We start from the raw sequence: 25,212 nt of genomic DNA, 5'->3' as shown, positions 1-25,212 counted from the left end.
GTGACGCTTTTGACCAGCACTCTCCCTTCCCTTGCCCGCGATATCGACGGCAAGGCCATTTCTGCCCAGGTTCTCGACGAGGTTCGCGAAGAGGTCCTGCTGCTTGCCGCGCAAAAAATCTTCCCGGCCCTGGCTGTCGTGCTGGTGGGCGACGACCCGGCCAGCGAAGTGTATGTGCGCAACAAACTGCTGCGGGCCAAGGAAGTTGGGATTCGCTCCCTTGAATACCGGCTGCCGGATGACGCCAGCCAGGCGCAAGTGCTCGACCTGCTGGCCCAGTTGAACGCCGACGTTTCGGTCAACGGCGTGCTGGTGCAGTTGCCGTTGCCGGCGCATATCGACGAGGCGGCCGTGATCCATGCGATTGACCCGATCAAGGACGTGGACGGTTTCCACCGTGAGAACGTCGGCGGCCTGGTGCAAGGCATCGAGGTGCTCACGCCTTGCACGCCCAGCGGCTGCATGCGCCTGCTGCATGAAACCTGCGGCGATTTGAGTGGCTTGCACGCGGTGGTGATTGGCCGCTCGAACATCGTCGGCAAACCGATGGCGACCCTGCTGTTGCAGGCCAACTGCTCGGTCACCGTGGTGCATTCACGCAGCGTCGATGCTCAGGCATTGTGCCGCTTGGCCGATATCGTCGTCGCTGCGGTCGGGCGGCCGCAGTTGATCGATGCCAGCTGGCTCAAGCCTGGCGCGGTGGTGATCGATGTGGGGATCAACCGCATCAGCACCGAGACCGGTACGCGGTTGGTGGGCGATGTGGACTACGCCAGCGCACGCACCGTGGCCAGCGCGATTACGCCGGTGCCGGGTGGTGTGGGACCGATGACGATTGCCTACCTGCTGAAAAACACCCTGGTGGCGAGCCAGTTGCAACGCAAAGCCCTGCCCCGAGCGCTGGCGCCGCACCTGTAGGAGCGAGCTTGCTCGCGAAAAACGTCCAGGCAACGCGGTCATCCAGGATGCCCGCGTTATCGTTAACGACCTTCGCGAGCAAGCTCGCTCCTACAGGGTTCTCAGTGGTTGTAGGCGGCCAGGTCCCGACTCATGGGCACGCAGGCTGAAAAACACCCTGGTGGCGAGCCAGTTGCAACGCAAAGCCCTGCCCCGAGCGCTGGCTCCTACAGGGTTCTCAGGGGTTGTAGGCGGCCAGGTCCAGGCCCATCTCTTCCACCGACGCATGGGCACGCAGGCTGAAGAACAAAGCCCTGTCCCAGGCGCTGGCGCTGTACCTGTAGGAGCGAGCTTGCTCGCGAAAACCGTCCAGGCAACGCGGTCATCCAGGATGCCTGCGTTATCGTTAACGACCTTCGCGAGCAAGCTCGCTCCTACAGGGTTCTCAGGGGTTGTAGGCGGCCAGGTCCAGGCCCATCTCTTCCACCGACGCATGGGCACGCAGGCTGAAGAACAAAGCCCTGCCCCAGGCGCTGGCGCTGTACCTGTAGGAGCGAGCTTGCTCGCGAAAAACGTCCAGGCAACGCGGTCATCCAGGATGCCCGCGTTATCGTTAACGACCTTCGCGAGCAAGCTCGCTCCTACAGGGTTCTCAGGGGTTGTAGGCGGCCAGGTCCAGGCCCATCTCTTCCACCGACTCATGGGCACGCAGGCCGACCAGGGCATTGACCACCTTGAGGATGATCCAACTGACCACGAAGCAGTACACCGTAGTCAGCAACACCCCCTTGATCTGGGCGACGACTTGGCCGCCCATGGTCACGCCTTCCACCAGGCCGCCCATGGACGGCACGCAGAACACCCCGGTGAGCACCGCGCCGATCATGCCGCCGATGCCGTGCAGGCCGAATACGTCGAGGCTGTCGTCGTAGCCGAAGCGCCGCTTCAACACGGTCACGCTCAAGTAGCAGAACACCCCGCACAGCAAGCCGATGGCCAACGCGCCGCCGACGCCGACATAGGCGCACGCCGGGGTGATCCCCACCAGACCGGCCAATGCACCGCTGGCCAGGCCCAGGGCGCTGGGTTTGCCGACCTTGAACCACTCGGTGAACATCCAGCCGAGAATCCCCGCACACGCGCCCAGTTGGGTGTTGAGCATGACAATCCCCGAGGTGCCGTTGAGGCCGCCGCCGGAGCCGATATTGAAGCCGAACCAGCCGACCCAGAGCATCGCCGCACCGGCCATGGTCAGGCTCAGGTTGTGCGCGGGCATCGGCGTGTTCTGGTAGCCCTTGCGCTTGCCGAGGATCAGGCATGCGGCGAGCGCGGCCACACCGGCGTTGATGTGTACGGCGGTGCCGCCGGCAAAGTCGAGCACGCCCCAGTTATGCATCAAGGCCCCCGAACCGCCCCAGACCATATGCGCCACCGGGGCATACACCAGGGTGAACCAGATGGCCATGAACAGCAGCGCCGCCGAGAACTTCATGCGTTCGGCGAAGGCGCCGGCGATCAGCGCCGGGGTGATGATCGCGAAGGTCATCTGGACGGTCACAAACCCGCCTTCCGGAATATCCCCCACCAGGCTCTCGGGGGTCATGCCCGCCAGGAACGCGCGGCTCAGGCCGCCGACAAAACTGTTGAAGGTCACCTGCCCTTCGACCATGCCCGTGGTGTCCACCACCATGCTGTAGCCGTAGATCACCCACAGCACGCCCACCAGCCCGGCGACGCCAAAACACTGGGTGAACAGCGAGAGCATGTTTTTCGCCCGAACCAGCCCGCCGTAGAACAGCGCGAGCCCCGGCAGGCACATGAACAGCACCAGCACCGCGGCGGTGACCATCCAGGCGGTGCTGCCGGTGTTCAAGGTGGGCGCATCGGCGGCCTGGGCCAAGGGGGCGAAGGCACTGGCGGCCAATAAGCCGAAGAGGGATTTGCCGAGAAGACGATTGATCATGTTCAAAGCTCCTGCAAAAGATAGGGGAGATGCATGTAGGAGCGAGGGGGACGCCTAGTTCTTGCTCGCGAAAAACGTCCAGGCAACGCGGTCATCCAGGATGCCCGCGTTATCGTTAACGACCTTCGCGAGCAGGCTCGCTCCTACAGGGGTGGAACGCCGTAGCAGCCGGCAAGCCGGCTCGTAACTCAGTAACCGGAACCCGGTATCCAACGGGTCCCCGCCAACGGCACCCGGGCCATGGCGGCCGACTCCACCGTCAGCGCCACCAGGTCCTCGGGGTCGAGGTTGTGCAGGTGCGACTTGCCGCACGCACGGGCCATGGTCTGGGCTTCCAGCACCATCACCCGCAGGTAGTTGGCCAAACGACGCCCGCCTTCCACCGGGTCCAGGCGTTTCGACAGCTCCGGGTCCTGGGTGGTGATGCCGGCCGGGTCGCGGCCGTTCTGCCAGTCGTCGTAGAAGCCGGCGGCCGAGCCGATCTTTTTCAGTTCCGCGTCCAGCCGTGGGTGGTTGTCGCCCAGGGCAATCAACGCCGCCGTGCCGATGGCCACCGCATCCGCGCCCATCGCCATGGCCTTGGCCACATCGGCGCCGTTGCGAATCCCGCCCGACACAATCAACTGGACCTTGCGGTGCATGCCCATCTCTTGCAAAGCCTGTACCGCTTGCGGGATCGCCGACAAAATCGGGATGCCGACGTGTTCGATAAACACTTCCTGGGTCGCCGCGGTGCCACCCTGCATGCCGTCGAGCACGATCACATCGGCACCGGCCTTGACCGCCAGCTTCACGTCGTAATACGGCCGGCTGGCGCCGATTTTCACGTAGATCGGTTTTTCCCAATCGGTGATTTCGCGCAACTCGGCAATCTTGATCGCCAGGTCGTCCGGGCCGGTCCAGTCCGGGTGGCGGCAGGCGCTGCGCTGGTCCACGCCGATCGGCAAGGTACGCATGCCGGCCACGCGTTCGGTGACCTTCATGCCCAGCAACATGCCGCCACCGCCGGGCTTGGCGCCCTGGCCGAGGACGATCTCGATGGCGTCGGCCTTGCGCAGGTCATCGGGGTTCATGCCGTAGCGCGACGGCAGGTACTGGTACACCAGGTGCCGGGACTGGCCGCGCTCTTCCGGGGTCATGCCGCCGTCACCGGTGGTGGTGCTGGTGCCGGCGATACTCGCACCACGGCCCAGGGCTTCCTTGGCGTTGGCCGACAACGCACCGAAACTCATGCCGGCGATGGTCACCGGGATCTTCAGGCGGATCGGCTTCTTGGCGAAGCGGTTGCCGAGGATCACATCGGTGCCGCACTTCTCGCGATAGCCTTCCAGCGGGTAACGCGACACGCTGGCGCCCAGCAGCAGCAAGTCATCGAAGTGCGGCAACTTGCGCTTGGTACCGCCGCCGCGAATGTCGTAGATGCCGGTTTCGGCGGCACGCTGGATTTCCTGGATGGTCAGGCGGTCGAAGGTGGCCGACTCGCGCAACACTGGAGGGGTTTTTTCACTCATGGTGTAGCTCCTGGTTCAGTACGCGGAGGCGTTATCGACTTTGAAGTTGTACAGCTGGCGGGCCGAGCCGTAGCGCTTGAAATCCGCCGCGCGGTGGGCGAAACCGGCGCGATCGAGCAGCTCCTGCAGCTCTTGCAGGTGCTCGCTGCGCATCTCTTTTTCGACGCAATCGGAGCCCAGCGACTCGACCGTGCCCTTCACGTAGATGTGGGTCTCGTACAGCGAATCGCCCAGCGCATCGCCGGCATCGCCGCAGACGACCAGACGCCCGGCCTGGCCCATGAAGCAGCTCATGTGGCCGATGCTGCCGCCGACCACGATGTCGATGCCTTTCATGGAAATCCCGCAACGCGCCCCCGCGTCGCCTTCGATCACCAGCAAGCCGCCATGGGCCGTGGCCCCGGCCGCCTGGGACGCGCTGCCTTTTACGCGCACCGAACCAGACATCATGTTCTCGGCGCAGCCCACGCCGACGTTGCCGTGTACGGTGATCGACGCCTGTTGGTTCATGCCCGCGCAGTAGTAGCCGGCGTGGCCTTCGATATCGATGGACACCGCCTGATTCACCCCCACCGCAAGGTTGTGCTTGCCGTTGGAGTGGGTGACGCGCCACTCGTTGTCGATGGCCTGGGCGTGCAGCGCCTGGTTGAGGTCACGCACGGTGGCGGTGGAAAGGTCGATGGTTTTCATGTGTGCGCTCCTTAAGCTGACTGGCGTTCCCAGATGTACAAAGTGGCCGGTGCGGGCTCCCAGATGCGGGCATTCTCGATGCCTGGCAGGCTCGACAGCGCCTGGTACTCGGAGGCCATGGCGACGTAGTCGTCGGTCTCGGCGAGGATCGCCGGCTTGCACGCGATCGGATCGCGGATCACCGCAAAACCGTTGCGCGTGCCGATGGCGAAGGTGAAGAAGCCGTCGAGGTCTTCCAGGGCGTGGTCCAGCGCGTCTTTGAGCGAGTCGCCCTGTTGCAGGCGCCAGGTCAGGTAGCCGGCGGCGACTTCGGTGTCGTTGTCGGTTTCGAAATGGATGCCTTCGCGCTTGAGTTCCTGGCGCAGGCGGAAGTGGTTCGACAGCGAACCGTTATGCACCAGGCACAGGTCGGCACCGGTGGAAAACGGGTGGCTGCCTTCCATGGTCACCGCGCTTTCGGTGGCCATGCGGGTGTGGCCGATGATGTGGCTGCCCTGCATGCTCGCCAGGCCGAAGCGCTGGGAAATCTCCTGGGGCAGGCCCATGCCCTTGAGGATCTCGATGCTCTGCCCGGCGCTCATGACGCGCACGCTCGGCGCCAGTTCGGCCAGGGCCAGGCGTACCGGGGCTTCGTCGGCGTGGACCTTCAACACGGCGGCACTGGCGTTCTGAAACCAGTCCAGCGAACAGCCCAGGCGCCCTTCCAGCTCGCCCATCAGGGCTTTCCAGTCGAAGGCCTCGGTGGTCGCTTGCAGGGTCAGCTTGACCCAGCCGTCGGCGACTTCATCACCGTAGATGGCAAAGCCCGCACTGTCCGGGCCACGGTCGGTCATGGCCTGCAACATCGGTTCAAACAGCTGGCCGAGCTGGGGTTCCAACCGGGGGTTTTTCAGGTACAGACCTACGATTCCACACATATCAAGTCTCCGTCACACGGTGTCAGAAAAATTCGGTATAGCGCTGGACTTCCCAGTCGCTCACATGGCGGCTGTATTCCACCCACTCCATGCGCTTGAGTTTGATGAACTCACCCACGATCTGCGGGCCGAGCACCTCGGCGAACAGCGGGTCGGCTTCCAGCGCGTCGCAGGCTTCCTTGAGGGATTGCGGCAAGGTCTTGATGCCGCGCTCGGCGATCTGTTCCAGACTCAGGCTGTAGAGGTTTTCATTGCAGACGTGGTCGATTTCCAGCTGGCGATCGATACCGTCCAGGCCCGCCGCGATGATTGCGGCGCTGACCAGGTAAGGGTTGCAGCCGGCATCCGGCAGGCGGAACTCCAGGCGGCCGTAAGGCACGCGCACCATGGCCGAACGGTTGTTGGCGCCAAACGCGATAAAGGCCGGGGCCCAGGTGGCGCCGGACAGCGAGTGGCCCACCACCAGGCGCTTGTAGGAGTTGACGGTGGGCGCGGCGAACGCACACAGCGCCGGGCCATGGGCGAGCAGGCCGGCGGCGAAGTGATAGGCCAGCTTCGACAGGCCCATGCCGCTCGGGTCGCTGGCGTCGTGGAACAGGTTCTTGTTCTCGGCGCTGCTGATCGACAGATGAAAGTGCATGCCGTTGCCGGCGCGCTTCGGGTCGGGCTTGGGCATGAAGGAACAGATCATGCCCAGGTCATTGGCGATCTCGCCGGCAGCCATGCGGAAGAAGGTGAAACGATCGGCCGAGGTCAGGGCGTCGCTGTAGGTGTAGTTGATCTCGAACTGGCCGTTGGCGTCTTCGTGGTCGATCTGATAGACCTCGAAATCCACCGCCTGCAAGGCTTCGGTCAGGCGCTCCAGGAATACCCGCGAGCGCGACAGGCCCTTGTAGTCGTAGCAGGGCTTGTCGAGGTTGTCGCTGGGGTCGACCAGTTGCAGCTTGCCCTGCTCGTCGCGGCGCATCAGGTTGAATTCGGGTTCCAGGCCGGTGTTCAGCGTCCAGCCCTTGTCCTGCAGGCGCTGCACCTGCTGCTGCAGCACGTAGCGGCTATCAAAGGGATGGGGCTTGCCGTCGACATGCCCGACGCACACCACGCGCCCGTAACCCGGCTGCCAGGGCACCGGGGTCAGCGTGGACAGGTCACCCCGCGCCATGAAGTCCGGGCCGTGGGGTTCCATGCCCATGCCGCTGATGGCAAACCCGGCAAACCCGGCGCCCTCTTCGGCCACCGTCTTGAGCCCGCAAATCGGCACCGACTTGGTCTTGGCCGCACCATGTATATCCACAAACTGCGCAAGCACGTACTTGATGCCGTACTTGTCGATGATGCGCTGGGTTTCTGCTGGCAACATTGCGTGTCACTCCTCGCGAAAGGCAAAACCGTGTGGGTGGGCCTGGACTGTCTTTTTATTCCTAAAAAGAAAGTTAGTTTCTCCACAGGAATGCAATACCCTTGCCAGATTCGCGAGCGGCCGATTGAAGTGCCGGTGAAAGCGCTTTTGTGCTGTATATATGGGAAAATTGTTTTCCCCGTGGGAATACGTGCCTGGGCACGGCCGCCAAGCGCCGCTGCTTGCACTTTCCTAGTGCGAAACTAATATTACTGAACGGAAAGCGTGCAGGATCTGATGACTATGTCCACCGAAACCGCCCCCCGCCTCAAACTCGAGCAATACTTGGGTTTGCAGATCAAACGCCAGCGCCAGGCCCAGGACCTGAAGCTGTCCGACGTGGCGAAGATTGCCGATATCAGCCAGGGCATGTTGAGCAAGATCGAAAACGCCCAGGTCTCCACCAGCCTCGACACCCTCAGCCGCCTGTGCGATGTGCTCGGGCTGCCGTTATCGAAATTATTCGCCGAATACGATCAACAGGACGGCAGTGCCTTGCTGGTCAAGGCCGACCAAGGCATGGAAGTGGTGCGCCGGGGGACGGAAAAGGGGCATACCTACCATCTGCTCAACCATACCCGGGGGCCGAAGAAGAGCTTCGAGGCGTACATGGTCAGCATGGATGACGCCAGCGAGGAGTTCCCGACCTTTGCCCACCCTGGGACCGAGTTTCTGCACTTGTTGGAAGGGGAGCTGATTTATCGGCATGGGAATCAGCTGTATCGGATGGAAGCCGGCGACAGCCTGACGTTCGAGGGCGAGATTCCCCATGGGCCGGAGCAATTGGTGCGGGTGCCGATTCGCCTGCTGTCGATCATGAACTACGGCAACGACAAAGAATAATCCGGACTCGCGATACACCTGAAGCACAGAGATCCAATTGTGGGAGGGGGGCAAGCCCCCTCCCACATTTTCAACAGCGTTCGACGCCACTGGGCCTGTGGAAAATTTCCCCTCAGTTAAAAAACTTTCCCAAAACCCCTAGACGCCCCGCGTCCATTCCCCTATAAAGCCACTTCAGGAATATTTTATTCCTCACAAGAAAATGCGCTCACGGAATGAGCCTGCTGTCCTCTGACGTTTTTTCGCTATGCGATGAGCTGCCGCCATCATCCCGAGGACGTGTCATGCAACACGAAAAAAACCATTTCATCATCAAGGTCACTTGTCCCGCGGTGTCCGGCATTGTCGCTGCCGTCACCACGTACCTGGCGGACAACGCGTGCTACATCGGGGAGATGGCGCAGTTCGATGATGACTTCAGCGGTCGCTTCTTCATGCGTGCCGTGTTCCGTTTCAACGATGGGCACGCCGGCGACCTGGAACAGATCCGTGCCGGTTTCGCCGACGTCGCCCAGGCCTTCGACATGCAGTGGGCGCTGTACGACACCCGCGAGCCGATGCGCGTGCTGCTGATGGTGAGCAAGTTCGACCACTGCCTCACCGACCTGCTCTACCGCTACCACAAGGGCGAGATGGACATGACCATCACCGCCATCGTCTCCAACCACCTCGACCTGCGGCCCATGGCCGAGCGCGAGGGCATCCGCTTTATCTACCTGCCCGTGACCAAGGACACCAAAGCCGCGCAGGAAGCCGAGCTGATGAAGATCGTCGACGACACCCGCACCGAACTGGTGGTGTTGGCGCGCTACATGCAGATCCTCTCCGACGACCTGTGCCGGCAACTGTCGGGGCGCGCGATCAATATCCACCATTCGTTCCTGCCCGGTTTCAAAGGCGCCAAGCCCTATCACCAGGCCTATCAGCGTGGCGTGAAGTTGATCGGCGCCACCGCGCATTATGTGACCAGCGACCTGGATGAGGGCCCGATCATCGAGCAGGAAGTGCAGCGCGTGGACCACGTGTACAAGCCCGACGACCTCGTCGCCATCGGCCGCGACACCGAAACCGTGGCCCTGTCCAAGGCGGTCAAGTACCACCTGGAGCATCGGGTGTTCCTCAACCAGGACAGAACGGTGGTGTTCCGGTGAGCGCGCCCAAACTGATCGACGGCAAAGCCGCCGCCGCACGGGTACTGCTGCAAGTGCGCGAAGACGTGGCGCGCCTGCACGAGCAAGCCATTCAACCGGCCCTGGCGGTGATCCTGGTGGGCAACGACGCCGCCAGCCAGGTGTATGTGCGCAACAAGATCCTGCGCGCCGAAGAAGTGGGCATCCGCTCCGTGGAGCATCGGCTGCCCAGCGACACCAGCACCGAACAACTGTTGATCCTGATCACCCAGTTGAATGCCGACCCGGCGATCCACGGCATTCTCCTGCAATTGCCGCTGCCCAAGCAGATGGACGAACTGCGCGCCCTGGAAGCCATCGCGCCGCAGAAGGACGTCGACGGTTTCCACAGCCAGAACGTCGGCGGCCTCAGCCAGGGGCGCGCCGTGCTCACGCCCTGCACTCCCAGCGGTTGCCTATACCTGCTGGAGCAAACCTGTGGCGACCTGCGCGGTAAACACGCGGTGGTGGTCGGCCGCTCGAACATCGTCGGCAAGCCCATGGCGGCGCTGCTGCTCAAGGCCGATTGCTCGGTGACGGTGCTGCATTCGCGCAGCCACAACGCCCAGGCCCTGTGCCGCCAGGCCGACATCGTGATCGCCGCCGTGGGCCGCCCACGCTTGATCGATGCCAACTGGCTCAAACCGGGCGCGGTGGTGATCGACGTCGGCATCAACCGTATCGATGACGACGGCCGCAGCCGCCTGGTGGGCGATGTCGACTTCGACGCTGCCCTGCCCCACGTCGCCGCCATCACCCCGGTCCCCGGCGGTGTCGGCCCGATGACCATTGCCTTCCTGATGAAAAACACCGTGACCGCCGCCCTTGCGCAACATCACGCCCTACGCAGCCAATCGGAGGCCGTATGCCATTCAATCTATTGAAATACGGGCTGAGTTCGGAGTACCCGGTGGAGGTGGATCTGCCGCCGCCCAAAGAACTCAAGTCGAGTTACGACGTGGTGATCATCGGCGCCGGCGGCCACGGCCTGGCGACCGCCTACTACCTGGCCAAGTACCATGGCATCAGCAACATTGCCGTGCTGGAAAAGTCCTATCTGGGCGGCGGCAACACCGCGCGTAACACAGCGGTGATCCGCTCCAACTACCTGACCAGCGAAGGGGTGCGCTTCTACGCCGAGTCAGTGAAGATGTTCCAGGCGCTGTCCAACGAATTCGATTTCAACATCATGTATTCCGAGCGCGGCCAACTGACCCTGGCCCACACGGACGCCACCGTGCGTTCGTTCCGCCAGCGCGCCGAGGTCAACAAGCACTTCGGCGGGCGCACCGAGATGATCGACCGCCAGCAGATCCGCGAACTGGTGCCCAGCCTCAACCTCGACCCCGGCCACCTGCCGGTGCTCGCCGGGCTCTGGCACATCGACGGCGCCACCGCGCGCCACGATGCCGTGGCCTGGGGCTACGCCAAGCAGGCGGCCAAGCGCGGCGTGGAAATCCATCAGCTCACCGAAGTGCAAGACCTGATCATTGAAAACGGCGCCATCACCGCGGTGAAAACCAATCGCGGCACCATCCGGTGCGGCTGCGCGGTGCAGGCGATTGCCGGGCACAGCTCACTGTTGATGGCCAAGGCCGGCATCCGCTCGCCGATCCAGACCTTCCCGCTGCAGGCCATGGTCACCCAGCCGTTCAAGCCGTTCCTCGACCCGCTGGTGAGTTCCTCGGCCCTGCACTGCTACGTGCAGCAAACCAGTCGCGGCGAAGTGGTGTTCGGCGGCGGTTCCGACCCCTACCCGCTGTTCAACACACGCTCGACCCTGGACCTCAAGGAAAGCCTGCTGGCCCATGCCATCGAGATGTTCCCGTTCCTGGCCAACGCCAAGTTGATGCGCCAGTGGGCCGGGATCACCGACATGACCCCGGACTACAGCCCGATCATGGGCCTGTCGCCGGTGAAGAATTACTACCTCGACGCCGGTTGGGGCACCTGGGGTTTCAAGGCCACGCCGATCTGCGGCAAGACCATGGCCGAGTTGGTCGCCAGCGGCGGCAAGGTGCCGGAGCTGATCAAACCCTTTGGCCTCGAACGTTTCTCGACCTTCCAGCAAGTCAATGAGATGGGCGCCACGGCGGCCAGTCACTGATGGAGAGCGGACTATGAAAATCATGATGTGCCCGCTCAACGGGCCGCGCAATATCAGCGAGTTCACCTACGGCGGCGAGTTCAAGCCCATGCCCGATCCGGTCAACTGCAGCGACGCCGAATGGGCCGACTACGTGTTCAACACCGACAACCTCGCCGGTGTAGTGCGTGAATGGTGGATGCACACGCCGTCCAGCTACTGGTTCCTCGCCGAGCGCCACACCGTCACCGACGAGATCCTGCGCACCTTCGATCCCAAGGAACTGTTCACCCACCGCGTCGACTTCAACACCCCCCAGGAGATCGCCGGATGAACCGCCTCCCCGCCCCCATGGGCCTGCTGATCCAACGCGATCAGCCACTCGATTTCAGTTTCGACGGCCACCCCTACCAGGGCCTGCAGGGCGACAGCATCGCCAGCGCCCTGCTCGCCAACGGGCGCTTTCTGATGTCGCGCTCGTTCAAATACCACCGCCCACGCGGGCCGCTGAGCATGGCCGGCCAGGACGCCAACAGCCTGGTGCAATTGCCCCAGGAACCCAACGTGCTGGCCGATGCCCACGCGCTGAGCAACGGCCTGGCGGTGACCGCGCAGAACGTCAACGGCACGCTGGACCACGACCGCGATGCCTATATGGGCAAGTTCTCCAAATTCATGCCGGTGGGTTTCTACTACCGCTCGTTCTACAAGCCCAAGGGCATGTGGAAAGTGTGGGAGCCGATCATCCGTAAAAAAGCCGGCCTGGGCGTGCTCGACCTGAACTTCCAGCCCGAGTACTACGACAAGGCCTACCTGTTCACCGACCTCGCCGTCATCGGCGCCGGCCCCGCCGGCTTGCAGGCGGCGCTGACCGCCGCGGATGCCGGGGCGAAGGTGCTGCTGATCGAGCAGCAGCCGATCCTCGGCGGTTCGCTCACTTATGCGCGCTTCGATATCGCCGGCACCCGCGCCGACAGCCTGCGCCGCGAATTGCTCAGCGCGGTGCAGCAACACGCGAATATCCAGGTGCTCACCGAGGCCACCTGCAACGCCTGGTTCACCGACAACTACCTGCCGGTGATCCAGGGCAAGCGCCTGTACAAGGTGCGCGCGCAGCAGTGCCTGGTGTGCAGCGGCTCGTTCGACCAGCCGGTGATCTTTCGCAACAACGACCTGCCCGGGGTGATGCTGACCAGCGCCGCGCAACGCCTGATCAAGCTCTACGCCGTCAAGCCCGGCAAACGCGCGGTGGTGCTCACCGGCAACGATGACGGTTACCTCGCTGCCCTCGACCTGCATGACCAGGGCGTGGACGTCGCCGCCGTGATCGACCTGCGCCACGCCCCCGCCGACCAGGCCCTGGCCGGCGCGCTGGCGCAGCGCAAGATCCGTTGCCTGACTAACAGCACGGTGTTCGAGGCCTTGCATGAAAAAGGCCTGCGCCATGTGAAGGGTGTTGATGTGCGCCAGATCACCGCCCAGGGCCAGGTCAGCGACAAGGGGCAGGTGATCGACTGCGACCTGCTGTGCATGTCGGCCGGCTATATGCCGGTGTACCAACTGCTGTGCCAGGCCGGCGGCAAATTGGCCTATGAGGACTCGCGTGCGGAGTTCAGCCTCAGCGGCCTGCCGCAGAACCTGAATGTGGCCGGTTCGGTCCACGGTCGGCACCAACTGGACAATGTGCTGGCGGACGCGAGCAACGCCGCCCACGACATCGCCCTCGCCCTCGGCTTGAGCCCTGCCGCAGCGCGTACCCCGCTGCGCAGCGAAGCCCAGGTCAACTTCAACTGGCCGATCTTCCCGCACCCCAAGGGCAAGGATTTCGTCGACTTCGACGAAGACCTGCAAGTGGCGGATATCGTCAACGCCACCCGCATCGGCTACCGCGATGTGCAGTTGGTGAAACGCTACTCCACCGTCGGCATGGGCCCGTCCCAGGGCCGCCACTCGGCGTTGCCGACCGCGCGCCTGGTGGCCTGGGCGACCCAGCGCAATATCAGCGAAACCGGGGTCACCACCGCACGGCCGCCGTTCGTGGCGGAGAAACTCGCCCACGTCGCCGGGCGCGCCTTCGACCCCTACCGGCAAACGCCGATGCATGCGCGGCACCTGCAGGCCGGGGCGAAGATGATGCCCGCCGGCATCTGGCAGCGCCCGGCCTATTACGGCAAGGCCGAGGACCGCGACGCCTGCATGCAGGCCGAAGCCCTGCATGTGCGCAACAAGGTCGGGCTGATCGATGTGTCCACCCTCGGCGGCCTGGACGTGCGCGGCCCGGATGCCGCCGAACTGCTCAACCGGATGTACACCTTCGCATTTCTCAAGCAGCCGGTGGGCCGTTCGCGTTATGCGCTGATGACCAATGAACACGGGGTGGTGATCGACGACGGCGTGTGCGCGCGGCTGGCCGACAAGCACTTCTACGTCACCGCCACCACCAGCGGCGTCGACCGCATCTACCAGCAGATGCTCAAGTGGAACGCGCAATGGCGCCTGGACGTGGATGTGGCCAACGTCACCGCCGCGATCTGTGCGGTGAACGTGGCCGGGCCGGATTCGCGCAAAGTGCTGGAACAGCTGTGCAGCGACCTCGACCTGAGCGCCGAGGCCTTCCCTTACCTGGGCGTGCGCCAGGGCACGGTGGCCGGGATCAAGGCGCGGCTGCTGCGGGTCGGTTTCGTCGGCGAACTGGGTTATGAAATCCACGTTGCCGCACGTCATGGCCTGGCATTGTGGGATGCGTTGATGGCCGCCGGCAAAGCCTTCGACATTCGCCCCTTCGGCGTCGAAACCCAGCGCCTGCTGCGCCTGGAAAAAGGCCATGTGATCATCAGCCAGGACACCGATGGCATGACCCACCCGGCGGAAATCGACATGGGCTGGGCGGTCAGTCGCAACAAACCGTTCTTCGTCGGCCGCCGCTCGGTGGACATCCTCGAAGCCCAGCCGCTGAAACGCAAACTGGTCGGCTTCAGCTTGCCCAAGGGCAGCGTGCAGCCGCTGGAAGGCCACCTGGTGCTCAACGGCCCGGACATCAGCGGCAACGTCACCTCGTGTGAATACTCCGCCAGCCTGGGCCGGATCATCGGCCTGGCCTACGCAGGGATCGACCAGAGCACACCGGGGCAATGCATTCCGATTCGCGTCGAAGGCGGCATCGTCGTCCAGGCCGAAGTGGTGCAGCTACCGTTCTTCGACCCCACCAACCAACGCCAGGAGGGTTAAGCCATGACCAGTCTGAAAGCCCACGAATTGCTCACGCCGCCCTGCCGCCTGATCGACCAGACCGACCTGCCCCGGGTCGGCTTTCGCGGCGCACACAGCGCCGAGTACCTCACGGCCCGCGGTTTCACCCTGCCCGACGCGCCCAACCGAGCGACCGCGCAGGCGGACGGCAGCTGGGTGGCGCGCCTGTCACAGAACGAATACCTGCTGCTGGGCAGCCCTGCGGACCAGGGCCAGCGCATCGCCGATGAAGAAGCGCGCTGGGAACTCGACCACCGCGCCCACTACCTGCTGCCGCGCCAGGGCAGTCATGCTTGCGTGCTGCTCAGCGGCGCGGTGATTGCCCAGGTGATGGCCAAGCTGTGCGGCGTCGATCTCAGTTTTCCGGCGTTCAAGCCGGGGGCGGTGGCGCAGACGGCGGCGGCACGGATCAATGTGATCGTCATCCACTCGGGAAGCGTGGACGCGCCAGCGTTCCACATCCTCTGGGACCGCGCCTCGAAGGACTACTTCGACGGCGCGTTGCGGGATGCGTTGGAGGAGTTTGGCGGGGTGGGGCTTGCCGATCGCGCGTAAAACCGGGGTCAACGCGGCGCTCTCGGGTTTTTCGCGAGCAAGCTCGCTCCTACAAATGACCCCGTCACCGTAGGAGCGGAGCTTGCCCGCGAGGGTCGTTAACGATGACGCGGTAAGCCAGGATTAACGCAGCGGCATCAGGTTTTTCGCGAGCAAGCTCGCTCCTACAGATGACCCCGTCACCGTAGGAGCGGAGCTTGCCCGCGAGGGTCGTTAACGATGACGCGGTAAGCCAGGATTAACACCGCGCTCTCGCCAGAAAAACCTGCTCAGTCGGTATACCCCAACCGCCCCGCCCTGACCGCCTGCGTGTGCTGTCGCGTCGCCAGGCAGCAATCGATGAGGATCACGCCCGACAGCGCCACACGCCCCCCAGTTTTTCACACGACTGATCCGTAGCTCTGGCGCTAATCTGATCTGCTAATGTGCCGCATGGCCAATAGCCATTTATCGCCTTTACCCCAGTATTTATTGGATACAAGACCAAGAATTGACGTTCATCGGGCGCTTGAAAAAGCAGTTGCATGCTTTGTATTACGGTATACCATCATACCTACAAGCTTATAAAAACCGCTCCACCGCCGAGGACCGTCCCATGATCGATGCCGCTATCTACAAACAAGTGATGGGTTCGTTTCCGTCCGGGGTCACCGTGATCACCACGCTCGATGACGACGGGCAAATCGTCGGGCTGACCGCCAGTGCTTTCAGCTCGTTGTCGATGGATCCGGCGCTGGTGCTGTTCTGCCCCAACTACAGCTCCGACTCGTACCCGGTGCTGATCAAGAACAAACGCTTTGCCATCCACGTGCTTTCCGGCGGCCAGCAAACCGAAGCGTATGCCTTTGCGCGCAAGGGCAAGGACAAGGCCCAAGGCCTCGAATGGACGCTCAGCGAGCGGGGCAACCCGATCCTGGCGAATGCCACGGCGGTGATCGAATGCGAGCTGTGGCGCGAGTACGAAGGCGGTGACCACGCGATCATGGTCGGCTCGGTGAAGAACCTCATCGTGCCCCAGCAGAACGCCGCGCCATTGGTGTATTGCCACGGCAAGATGGGCGCATTGCCCATGCCGGCCTAAGCCACACATCCAATCATGTGGGAGGGGTCTTGCCCCCGATGGCGGAGGAACAGCCAGCTTATCTGTAGCTGACCCACCGCTATCGGGGGCAAGCCCCCTCCCACAGTTTGAGAACCTCATCGTGCCCCAACAGAACGCCGCGCCACTGGTGTATTGCCACGGCAAGATGGGCGCATTGCCCATGCCGGCTTAAGCCACACATCCAATCATGTGGGAGGGGGCTTGCCCCCGATGGCGGAGGAACAGCCAGCTTATCTGTAGCTGAACCACCGCTATCGGGGGCAAGCCCCCTCCCACAGTTTGAGAACCTCATCGTGCCCCAACAGAACGCCGGACCACTGGTGTATTGCCACGGCAAGATGGGCGCATTGCCCATGCCGGCTTAAGCCACACATCCAATCATGTGGGAGGGGGCTTGCCCCCGATGGCGGAGGAACAGCCAGCTTATCTGTAGCTGACCCACCGCTATCGGGGGCAAGCCTCCTCCCACAGTTTGATTGCGGGGTGTCAGCCCCTCCCAGTGGCGTGAGACCACGCGATCATGGTCGGCTCGGTGAAGAACCTCATGCACGTTGAGGATGATCAGCACAGCCACCAGAATCACCGGTAGGCTGGCAATCACCGCAAAGGCCAGGATCAGTTTTTGTTTTATGTTCATCGGGCTCGCCTTCCTTGTGAGATGAGGGTGTAACCGTTGGAGAGAAAAGTTTTGTGGATATTCCATATTATGGTATACCAACAATCAATCCGCCGAACAGCCGTTATCCCCGGCAAGCGTTACAACGGCGAGAGCACTTAAGGGCCCGCGGTCGACAGGCCGATCACAATAGATCCGAGGTAAGCGTCATGAAGTTTTCCCTGTTCGTACACATGGAACGTTGGGACGAGAGCATCAGCCACCGCCAGTTGTTCGAAGACTTGACCGAATTGACCCTGATGGCCGAAGCCGGTGGCTTCAGCACCGTATGGATTGGCGAACACCACGCCATGGAATACACCATCTCGCCAAGCCCGATGCCGTTGCTGGCTTACCTCGCGGCCAAGACCACCACCATTCACCTAGGCGCCGGCACCATCATCGCGCCGTTCTGGCACCCGCTGCGGGTGGCGGGTGAATGCGCCTTGCTCGACGTGATCAGCAACGGCCGCATGGAAGTCGGCCTGGCCCGTGGCGCCTACCAGGTTGAGTTCGACCGCATGGCCGGCGGCATGCCCGCGGCCAGCGGCGGCCAGGCGTTGCGCGAAATGGTCCCGGTGGTGCGCGCGTTGTGGCAAGGCGACTACGCCCACGACGGCGATATCTGGAAATTCCCCACCTCCACCAGCGTGCCCAAGCCCGTACAGAAGCCCAACCCGCCGATGTGGATCGCCGCCCGCGACCCGGACTCCCACAACTTCGCGGTGGCCAACGGCTGCAACGTGATGGTCACGCCGCTGATGAAAGGCGACGAAGAAGTCCTGGACCTGAAACACAAATTCCAGACCGCCCTCGACAACAACCCCGGCGTGCCGCGCCCGCAATTGATGGTACTGCGCCACACCCACGTACACGCCGCCGACGACCCGGAAGGCTGGAAAGTCGGGGCCAAGGCGATCTCCAAGTTCTATCGCACCTTCGATGCCTGGTTCGGCAACAAGGAAGTGCCGGTCAATGGCTTCCTGGCGCCAAGCCCGGAAGAAAAATTCGCCGGCCGCCCGGAGTTCGAGCTGGACAGCCTGCACAAGACCGCGATGATCGGCACCGCCGCAGAAATCATCCCGCGCATCAAGTACTACCAGGAACTGGGCGTGGATGAGTTCAGCTTCTGGTGCGACAACAGCCTGCCCCATGCCGAGAAGAAAAAGTCCCTGGCGCTGTTTATCGAGCAGGTCGTGCCAGCGTTTCGTTGATCGGTGAATGACCAAGCCGCTTGCCTCTTCACGGAGCAGGCGGCTTTTTTCTAGGCCGCGCCTTGCTGGTATTCCCGCGGCGTACAGCCAAACTCACGGCGAAACACCGTATGCAGGTACTGCGCCGACTTGAAGCCGCACTGCTGCGCCACATCGGCAATCGCCAGGGCGTGGTTTTCCAGGCCCTTGGCGGCGGCGGCGAGTTTGAAGCGCAGGATCTCGTCATGCACGCTGCACCCGCGTGTCTTGCGAAAGTGCGATTCCAGGGATGAACGCGATACACCGACATACGCCGCGACCTGGGCGGTCTTGATGCCTTGGCAGGCGTACTGGCGGATGAACAGCAGCGCCTGCATCACATACGGATTGCCCAACGGCTGATGCAAGCTGGAAGCCTGCACATTGATTGCATCCGGTGGCACCAGGATCTGCGTGCCGGTGCAGGGTTTGCCGTGCAGCATCTGATGCAGCAGCGCGGCGGCCGTGCGGCCCATGGTTTCCGTGCCCTGGATCACCGAACTCAGCGGCACCCGCGTGAGGGTGCGGGTCAGCGGGTCGTTGTCGATGCCGATCAACGCCACCTCCTCCGGCACGGCGATACCGGCAGTGAGGCAGGCCTGCAGCAATTGCCGGGCGCGGGCGTCGGTGACGGCGATGATGCCGATGGGCTTGGGCAGGCTTTGCAGCCAGGCGATCTGCTGCTCCACCGCGCTGTCCCACAACGGCGCGCTGGTGCCCAGGCCGCGGTACACCTCCACCGGCAAACCATCGCGTTGCAGCAGGTGCTTGAAGGCCTTTTCGCGCTCCTGGGCCCAGCGATTGGCCTGGGCTGGCGGCAGGCTGAAACAGGCAAACCGGGTCAGTCCGGCCTCGATCAAATGCTCATACGCCAGCTTCATCAGCGCATGGTTGTCGGTGGCCACGTAGGGGATGCCCCTGGGGTAGGCACGCGCATCCTCATAGGAACCGCCCACCGCCACCACCGGCAGCTTGATATCGGCCAGTGCCTCGCCGATCAGCGGGTCGTCGAAGTCGGCAATGATGCCGTCGCCCTGCCAGCGCTCGATGCCTTTGAGGCGGCACAAAAAATCTTCCTCCAGGAACAAATCCCAGGACGCGCGGGTGCTGCTCAGGTAATTGCCGATGCCGGTGATGATGCCGCGGTCATAGATTTTGCTGCCGTTGAACAGCAAGGCGATGCGGTGGACGGGCGGTAGGGTTTTCATTGTTTTTGTCCTGAGGCCGGTCGCCACAGGTTAGACCCCACCACTCAAAATCGCACTACACCTTGACGATTTTCATAATCGCCGGGCCCAGTGCCGTTGCTAGTATCCAGACACCGCCAAGAACAATAAGGAACACGCCATGACGTACTTCCCCGGTGTCGAGAAGGTTCGCTTCGAAGGCCCCGCCAGCGACGCCCCCCTCGCCTTTCGCCACTACGACGCCAACAAACTGATCCTCGGCAAACCGATGCGCGAACACCTGCGCATGGCCGCCTGTTATTGGCACACCTTCGTCTGGCCCGGCGCGGACATGTTTGGCATGGGCACCTTCAAGCGCCCGTGGCAGCGCAGCGGCGAGCCGATGGAAGTGGCGATCGGCAAGGCCGAGGCGGCCTTTGAGTTTTTCTCCAAGTTGGGCATCGACTACTACAGTTTTCACGACACCGATGTGGCGCCGGAAGGCAGCTCGCTCAAGGAATACCGTAACCACTTCGCGCAGATGGTCGATCACCTCGAACGCCACCAGGAACAGACCGGCGTCAAACTGCTGTGGGGCACCGCCAATTGCTTCAGCAACCCGCGCTTTGCCGCCGGCGCCGCGAGTAACCCGGACCCGGAGGTGTTCGCCTACGCCGCCGCCCAGGTGTGCAGCGCGATGAACGCCACGCTGCGGCTCAAGGGCGCCAATTATGTGCTGTGGGGCGGCCGCGAAGGTTACGAAACCCTACTCAATACCGACCTCAAGCGCGAGCGCGAACAGCTCGGGCGCTTTATGCACATGGTGGTGGAGCACAAGCACAAGATCGGCTTCAAGGGCGACCTGCTGATCGAACCCAAGCCCCAGGAGCCGACCAAGCACCAATACGATTACGACAGCGCCACGGTGTTCGGCTTCCTGCATGAATACGGCCTGGAACACGAGATCAAGGTGAATATCGAGGCCAACCACGCGACCCTGGCCGGGCACAGCTTTCATCATGAGATCGCCACCGCGGTGTCCCTCGGGATTTTCGGCAGCATCGACGCCAACCGCGGCGACCCGCAGAACGGCTGGGACACCGACCAGTTCCCCAACAGCGTCGAGGAGATGACCCTCGCGACGTATGAAATCCTCAAGGCCGGCGGCTTCAAGAATGGCGGCTACAACTTCGATTCCAAGGTGCGCCGCCAGAGCCTGGACGAGATCGACCTGTTCCACGGCCACGTCGCCGCCATGGATGTGCTCGCTCTGGCGCTGGAACGCGCGGCGGCGATGGTGCAGAACGATCGGTTGCAGCAGTTCAAGGACCAGCGCTATGCCGGCTGGCAGCAACCGTTGGGCCAGGCGGTACTGGCGGGCGAATTCAGCCTGGAATCCCTGGCCGAACATGCGTTTGCCCACGAACTCAACCCGCAGGCCGTGAGTGGTCGGCAGGAGATGCTCGAAGGCGTGGTCAATCGGTTTATCTACACCTGATCACGCAGCCCTCTGTGTAGGAGCGAGCTTGCTCGCGAAAAACGTGAACTCGACACGTTTATCCAGGCATCACGCGTCATCGTTGACGTTTTTCGCGAGCAAGCTCGCTCCTACACAGGGGGCGGCGGTGACATTTGCGCGACAAATCTATGCACAGAGCGTCGAGGGACGCTCTACAGTTCTACCCGCATCACGCTGTGTCTTTCCAACAACAATAAAAGGACGCACCACCATGAAGTCATTTAAACGCACCCTGCTCGCCTCTGCCCTGGCCTTGCTCGCCCTGCCGGTCATGGCCGATCCGGCCCATCCGAAAATCGGTTTTTCCATCGACGACCTGCGCCTGGAACGCTGGTCCCGCGACCGTGACTACTTCGTCGCGGCGGCGGAAAAACTCGATGCCAAGGTGTTTGTGCAGTCGGCCGATGCCAACGAGCAAAAGCAGATTTCCCAGATCGAAAACCTGATATCACGCGGCGTCGATGTGATCGTGATCGTGCCGTTCAATGCCACCGTGCTGACCAACGCCATCGCCGAAGCCAAGAAGGCCGGGATCAAGGTGGTGTCGTATGACCGCCTGATCCTCAACGCGGATATCGACGCCTACATCTCCTTCGATAACGAAAAGGTCGGCGAGATGCAGGCCAATGGCGTGCTGCAGGCGGCGCCCAAGGGCAATTATTTCCTGCTCGGCGGTGCGCCCACCGACAACAATGCCAAGGTCCTGCGCGAAGGCCAGATGAAAGTGCTGCAACCGGCCATCGACAAGGGCGACATCAAGATTGTCGGCCAGCAGTGGGTCAAGGAATGGAACCCGACCGAAGCCCTGAGCATCGTCGAAAACGCCCTGACCCGGAACAACAATAAGATCGATGCCATCGTTGCCTCCAACGACGCCACCGCTGGCGGTGCGATCCAGGCCCTGGCCGCGCAGAAACTGGCGGGCAAGGTGCCGATCTCCGGGCAAGACGCCGACCTCGCCGCCGTCAAGCGCGTGATCGACGGCACCCAGACCATGACCGTGTACAAGCCGCTCAAACTGATCGCCACCGAAGCCGCCAAGCTCTCGGTGCAACTGGCGCGCAACGAGAAGCCCACCTACAGCTCGCAATACGACAACGGCAGCAAGAAAGTCGACACCATCCTGCTCACCCCGACCCCGCTGACCAAGGCCAATATCGACCTGTTGGAGAAGGACGGCTTCTACACCAAAGAGCAGATCGGCCTGTAGGAGCGGGCTTGCCCGCGAAAAACGTCAACGATAACGCGGGCATCCTGGATGTGCGCGTTGCCTGAGGGTTCTTCGCGAGCAAGCTCGCTCCTACGGGAAACCGCGTTTCTTCGGCCTTTTGTGTGAGCCATCGCCATGTCGCACTACCTGCTGCAAATGAACGGCATCGTCAAACGCTTTGGCGGTGTCAACGCGCTCAACGGCATCGATATCAAGGTGCGGCCGGGGGAATGTGTCGGCCTGTGCGGCGAGAACGGTGCCGGTAAATCCACCTTGATGAAGGTGCTGTCGGCGGTTTATCCCCATGGCACCTGGGACGGCGAAATCCTCTGGGACGGCCAGCCGCTCAGGGCCCAGTCGATCAGCGAAACCGAGGCGGCCGGCATCGTCATCATTCACCAGGAACTGACCCTGGTGCCGGACCTGTCGGTGGCCGAGAACATCTTCATGGGCCACGAGCTGACCCTGCCCGGCGGGCGCATGAACTACCCGGCGATGCTGCACCGCGCCGAAGCGTTGATGCGCGAGCTGAAGGTGCCGGACATGAACGTCGCGCTGCCGGTGTCGCAGTACGGCGGCGGCTACCAGCAACTGGTGGAAATCGCCAAGGCCCTGAATAAACAGGCGCGCCTGCTGATCCTCGACGAGCCCTCCTCGGCCCTGACCCGCTCGGAAATCGAGGTGCTGCTGGAGATCATCAAGGGCCTCAAGGCCAAGGGCGTGGCCTGCGTGTACATCTCCCACAAGCTCGATGAAGTGGCGGCGGTGTGCGACACCATCACGGTGATCCGCGACGGCCAGCACATCGCGACCAGCGCCATGGCCGACATGGATATCCCCCGGATCATCACGCAGATGGTCGGGCGCGAAATGAGCAACCTCTACCCCACCGAGCCGCATGAGATCGGTGAGGTGATGTTCGAAGCGCGCCATGTCACCTGCTACGACGTCGACAACCCCAAGCGCAAACGCGTGGACGACATCTCCTTCGTACTCAGGCGCGGGGAAATCCTCGGCATTGCCGGGCTGGTCGGCGCCGGGCGCACGGAGCTGGTCTCGGCCTTGTTCGGCGCCTACCCCGGCCGCTACAGCGCGCAAGTCTGGCTGGACGGCCAACTGATCGACACGCGCACGCCGCTCAAATCGATCCGCGCCGGGCTGTGCATGGTGCCCGAGGACCGCAAGCGCCAGGGCATCATTCCCGACTTGGACGTGGGCCAGAACATCACCCTGGCGGTACTCGACACCTACGCGCACCTGACGCGCATCGACGCCGAGGCCGAACTGGGCAGCATCGACCGGCAGATCGCGCGCATGCACCTCAAGACCGCCAGCCCGCTCTTGCCGATCACCAGCCTGTCCGGCGGCAATCAGCAAAAGGCCGTGCTGGCGAAAATGCTCATGGCCAAGCCCAAGGTGCTGATCCTCGACGAACCCACGCGTGGGGTGGATGTGGGCGCCAAGTATGAGATCTACAAACTGATGGGCGCGCTGGCGGCCGAAGGCGTGGCGATCATCATGGTCTCCTCGGAACTGGCCGAGGTGCTCGGCGTGTCCAACCGCGTGCTGGTAATCGGCGACGGCCAGTTGCGTGGGGATTTCATCAACGAAGGCCTCACCCAGGAACAGGTCCTCGCCGCTGCGCTCAGCCAAAATAATAATGATCGGAAGACCGCTTAGATGAATCAGCTCAAACAGCTGTTTACCCGCTACAAAATGCTCGCGTTGGTGATCGCCGTCGCGTTCATCTGGTTGTTTTTCAGTTGGCAGACCGAGGGCGGTTTCCTCACCCCGCGCAACCTGTCCAACCTGCTGCGGCAGATGTCGATCACCGGGATTCTGGCGTGCGGCATGGTGCTGGTGATCATCAGCGGCGAGATCGATTTGTCGGTGGGCTCGTTGCTCGGCTTGTTGGGCGGGCTCGCGGCGATTCTGGACGTGGTCTATCACCTGCCGCTGCTGGCCAACCTGAGCCTGGTGGCGCTGTGCGGGCTGATGATCGGTTTGGCCAACGGCTACATGACCGCGTACCTGCGCATCCCGTCGTTTATCGTCGGTTTGGGCGGCATGCTGGCGTTTCGCGGGATTCTGCTGGGCATCACCGGCGGCACCACCATCGCGCCGGTGTCGCCGTCGCTGGTGTACGTGGGCCAGGGCTATCTGCCGCATGCGGTGGGCATCGGCCTCGGGATTTTGCTGTTTGCCCTGACCCTGTTTTTGACCTGGAAACAACGGCGCAACCGCGCACTGCATGGCTTGGCCGCACACTCATTGATGCGCGACGTGCTGCGCGTGGCGGTGATCGGCGCGGTGCTGGCCGGGTTCGTCACCATCCTCAACAGCTACGACGGCATCCCGGTGCCGGTGCTGCTGTTGCTGGTGCTGCTCGGCGTGTTCAGCTACGTCACCAGCCAGACCGTATTCGGCCGCCGCGTGTATGCGGTGGGCAGCAACATGGAAGCCACGCGCCTGTCGGGCATCAACGTGCAGGCCGTCAAACTGTGGATCTTCGGCATCATGGGCGTGATGTGCGCCCTCGCCGGCCTGGTCAACACCGCACGCCTCGCCGCCGGTTCACCGTCGGCGGGCAACATGGGCGAACTCGACGCCATCGCCGCCTGCTTTATCGGCGGCACCTCCATGCGCGGCGGCTCGGGCACGGTGTATGGCGCGCTGCTCGGGGCGCTGGTGATTACCAGCCTGGATAACGGCATGTCGATGCTGGATGTGGACAGTTACTGGCAGATGATTGTGAAGGGCAGCATTTTGGTGCTGGCGGTGTGGGTGGATGTGAGTACGCGGGCGGGTCGGCGGTGAGCCCCACTCTCCCATGTGGGAGGGGCGGTGCGACGGTTCGACTTGCCCCCGATGGCGGTGGGTCAGTCACTGCATGAGTGCCTGAACCACCGCCATCGGGAGCAAGCTCCCTCCCACATGGACCGCATTTCATTGGAGTTAGTGGCATTTGGTCATGGTTTTTAAAGGGCCAGCAAGCCGGGTCGCTTTAAATTGCAGGACGTTTCCTAGACAATCTGCGCCGCCTTGTGCCTGT

General features: G+C 62.9%; 21 protein-coding genes and 1 pseudogene. 15 read left to right on the top strand and 7 right to left on the bottom strand.

Going from position 1 to position 25,212, the window contains the following annotated elements; translation table 11 throughout:
• Positions 1-918 carry a bifunctional methylenetetrahydrofolate dehydrogenase/methenyltetrahydrofolate cyclohydrolase FolD gene (gene folD / locus INT12_RS22240; protein WP_082107777.1) on the top strand — a complete coding sequence of 306 codons (918 nt, stop codon included), beginning with the start codon at positions 1-3 and terminating at the stop codon, positions 916-918.
• A 631-nt stretch (positions 919-1,549) separates the two neighbouring features.
• On the opposite strand, the gene INT12_RS22235 is transcribed toward folD (INT12_RS22240), so the two are convergent.
• From INT12_RS22235 to glnT, 5 genes are all read right to left on the bottom strand, one after another.
• On the bottom strand, positions 1,550-2,860 hold the full coding sequence (locus INT12_RS22235; RefSeq protein ID WP_193059018.1) for an ammonium transporter: 1,311 nt from the start codon (positions 2,858-2,860) through the stop codon (positions 1,550-1,552).
• Between the two features lie 188 nt (positions 2,861-3,048).
• Positions 3,049-4,371, bottom strand: coding sequence for an FMN-binding glutamate synthase family protein (locus INT12_RS22230; RefSeq protein WP_193039792.1), 1,323 nt, complete (start codon positions 4,369-4,371; stop codon positions 3,049-3,051).
• Between the two features lie 15 nt (positions 4,372-4,386).
• Positions 4,387-5,061: a protein glxC gene (locus tag INT12_RS22225; protein ID WP_046383914.1), complete on the bottom strand. Its 675-nt coding sequence runs from the start codon at positions 5,059-5,061 to the stop codon at positions 4,387-4,389.
• 11 nt (positions 5,062-5,072) lie between these two features.
• Positions 5,073-5,978: a class II glutamine amidotransferase gene (locus INT12_RS22220; RefSeq protein WP_046383915.1), complete on the bottom strand. Its 906-nt coding sequence runs from the start codon at positions 5,976-5,978 to the stop codon at positions 5,073-5,075.
• A gap of 22 nt (positions 5,979-6,000) precedes the next feature.
• Positions 6,001-7,335, bottom strand: coding sequence for a type III glutamate--ammonia ligase (gene glnT, locus INT12_RS22215; protein ID WP_057005902.1), 1,335 nt, complete (start codon positions 7,333-7,335; stop codon positions 6,001-6,003).
• Between the two features lie 282 nt (positions 7,336-7,617).
• On the opposite strand from glnT, the gene INT12_RS22210 reads away from it, so the two are divergent.
• The 9 genes and pseudogenes from INT12_RS22210 to INT12_RS31390 form a co-directional block, all read left to right on the top strand.
• Positions 7,618-8,217: a helix-turn-helix domain-containing protein gene (locus INT12_RS22210; RefSeq protein WP_078834999.1), complete on the top strand. Its 600-nt coding sequence runs from the start codon at positions 7,618-7,620 to the stop codon at positions 8,215-8,217.
• A gap of 284 nt (positions 8,218-8,501) precedes the next feature.
• Positions 8,502-9,368, top strand: coding sequence for a formyltetrahydrofolate deformylase (gene purU / locus INT12_RS22205; protein ID WP_046383918.1), 867 nt, complete (start codon positions 8,502-8,504; stop codon positions 9,366-9,368).
• Complete coding sequence (gene folD / locus INT12_RS22200; RefSeq protein ID WP_193039793.1) at positions 9,365-10,270, top strand: bifunctional methylenetetrahydrofolate dehydrogenase/methenyltetrahydrofolate cyclohydrolase FolD; 906 nt, start codon at positions 9,365-9,367, stop codon at positions 10,268-10,270. Before purU ends, folD (INT12_RS22200) begins: the two co-directional genes overlap by 4 nt.
• Positions 10,252-11,493 (top strand): FAD-dependent oxidoreductase, encoded by a 1,242-nt coding sequence (locus INT12_RS22195; protein WP_046383920.1) that lies wholly within the window; start codon positions 10,252-10,254, stop codon positions 11,491-11,493. The genes folD (INT12_RS22200) and INT12_RS22195 overlap by 19 nt, the downstream gene beginning before the upstream one ends.
• Before the next feature lie 13 nt (positions 11,494-11,506).
• Entirely contained in the window at positions 11,507-11,806 is a 300-nt protein-coding gene (locus tag INT12_RS22190) for a sarcosine oxidase subunit delta (protein ID WP_057005905.1), read from the top strand.
• On the top strand, positions 11,803-14,700 hold the full coding sequence (locus tag INT12_RS22185) for a 2Fe-2S iron-sulfur cluster-binding protein (protein ID WP_193039795.1): 2,898 nt from the start codon (positions 11,803-11,805) through the stop codon (positions 14,698-14,700). The genes INT12_RS22190 and INT12_RS22185 overlap by 4 nt, the downstream gene beginning before the upstream one ends.
• A gap of 3 nt (positions 14,701-14,703) precedes the next feature.
• Positions 14,704-15,276 (top strand): sarcosine oxidase subunit gamma, encoded by a 573-nt coding sequence (locus tag INT12_RS22180; protein ID WP_193039796.1) that lies wholly within the window; start codon positions 14,704-14,706, stop codon positions 15,274-15,276.
• 595 nt (positions 15,277-15,871) lie between these two features.
• Positions 15,872-16,357: a flavin reductase family protein gene (locus tag INT12_RS22175; RefSeq protein WP_057005908.1), complete on the top strand. Its 486-nt coding sequence runs from the start codon at positions 15,872-15,874 to the stop codon at positions 16,355-16,357.
• Positions 16,358-16,659: 302 nt separating this feature from the next.
• A pseudogene (locus INT12_RS31390) lies at positions 16,660-16,743 on the top strand (flavin reductase); the annotation flags it as partial.
• On the opposite strand, the gene INT12_RS22170 reads toward INT12_RS31390, so the two are convergent.
• A complete protein-coding gene (locus INT12_RS22170) occupies positions 16,740-17,015 on the bottom strand; it encodes a hypothetical protein (RefSeq protein ID WP_104903465.1) in 276 nt (91 codons plus the stop codon). The pseudogene INT12_RS31390 and the gene INT12_RS22170 overlap by 4 nt on opposite strands.
• Before the next feature lie 188 nt (positions 17,016-17,203).
• Between INT12_RS22170 and INT12_RS22165 the strand changes: the two genes are divergently transcribed.
• Entirely contained in the window at positions 17,204-18,247 is a 1,044-nt protein-coding gene (locus tag INT12_RS22165) for an LLM class flavin-dependent oxidoreductase (protein ID WP_193059017.1), read from the top strand.
• 50 nt (positions 18,248-18,297) lie between these two features.
• Here INT12_RS22165 and INT12_RS22160 read toward each other — a convergent pair whose 3' ends face one another.
• A complete protein-coding gene (locus INT12_RS22160) occupies positions 18,298-19,473 on the bottom strand; it encodes a XylR family transcriptional regulator (protein WP_126587217.1) in 1,176 nt (391 codons plus the stop codon).
• A gap of 139 nt (positions 19,474-19,612) precedes the next feature.
• On the opposite strand from INT12_RS22160, the gene xylA reads away from it, so the two are divergent.
• The 4 genes from xylA (at position 19,613) to INT12_RS22140 (ending at position 24,977) form a co-directional block, all read left to right on the top strand.
• A complete protein-coding gene (gene xylA / locus INT12_RS22155; RefSeq protein WP_046383928.1) occupies positions 19,613-20,929 on the top strand; it encodes a xylose isomerase in 1,317 nt (438 codons plus the stop codon).
• A gap of 232 nt (positions 20,930-21,161) precedes the next feature.
• Complete coding sequence (xylF, locus tag INT12_RS22150; RefSeq protein ID WP_017847900.1) at positions 21,162-22,160, top strand: D-xylose ABC transporter substrate-binding protein; 999 nt, start codon at positions 21,162-21,164, stop codon at positions 22,158-22,160.
• Between the two features lie 135 nt (positions 22,161-22,295).
• Positions 22,296-23,840, top strand: a complete 1,545-nt coding sequence (gene xylG, locus INT12_RS22145) for a D-xylose ABC transporter ATP-binding protein (protein ID WP_193040525.1) — start codon at positions 22,296-22,298, stop codon at positions 23,838-23,840.
• A complete protein-coding gene (locus INT12_RS22140; protein ID WP_017847902.1) occupies positions 23,841-24,977 on the top strand; it encodes a sugar ABC transporter permease in 1,137 nt (378 codons plus the stop codon). It begins immediately after the preceding gene.
• Positions 24,978-25,212: the final 235 nt, after the last annotated feature.

Origin of the sequence: Pseudomonas sp. K8 (assembly GCF_014889455.1) — a bacterium.
Taxonomy (GTDB): domain Bacteria; phylum Pseudomonadota; class Gammaproteobacteria; order Pseudomonadales; family Pseudomonadaceae; genus Aquipseudomonas; species Aquipseudomonas veronii.
Note: the sequence above shows the minus strand (reverse complement) of the source record. Positions and strands in the feature narration are given on the sequence as shown.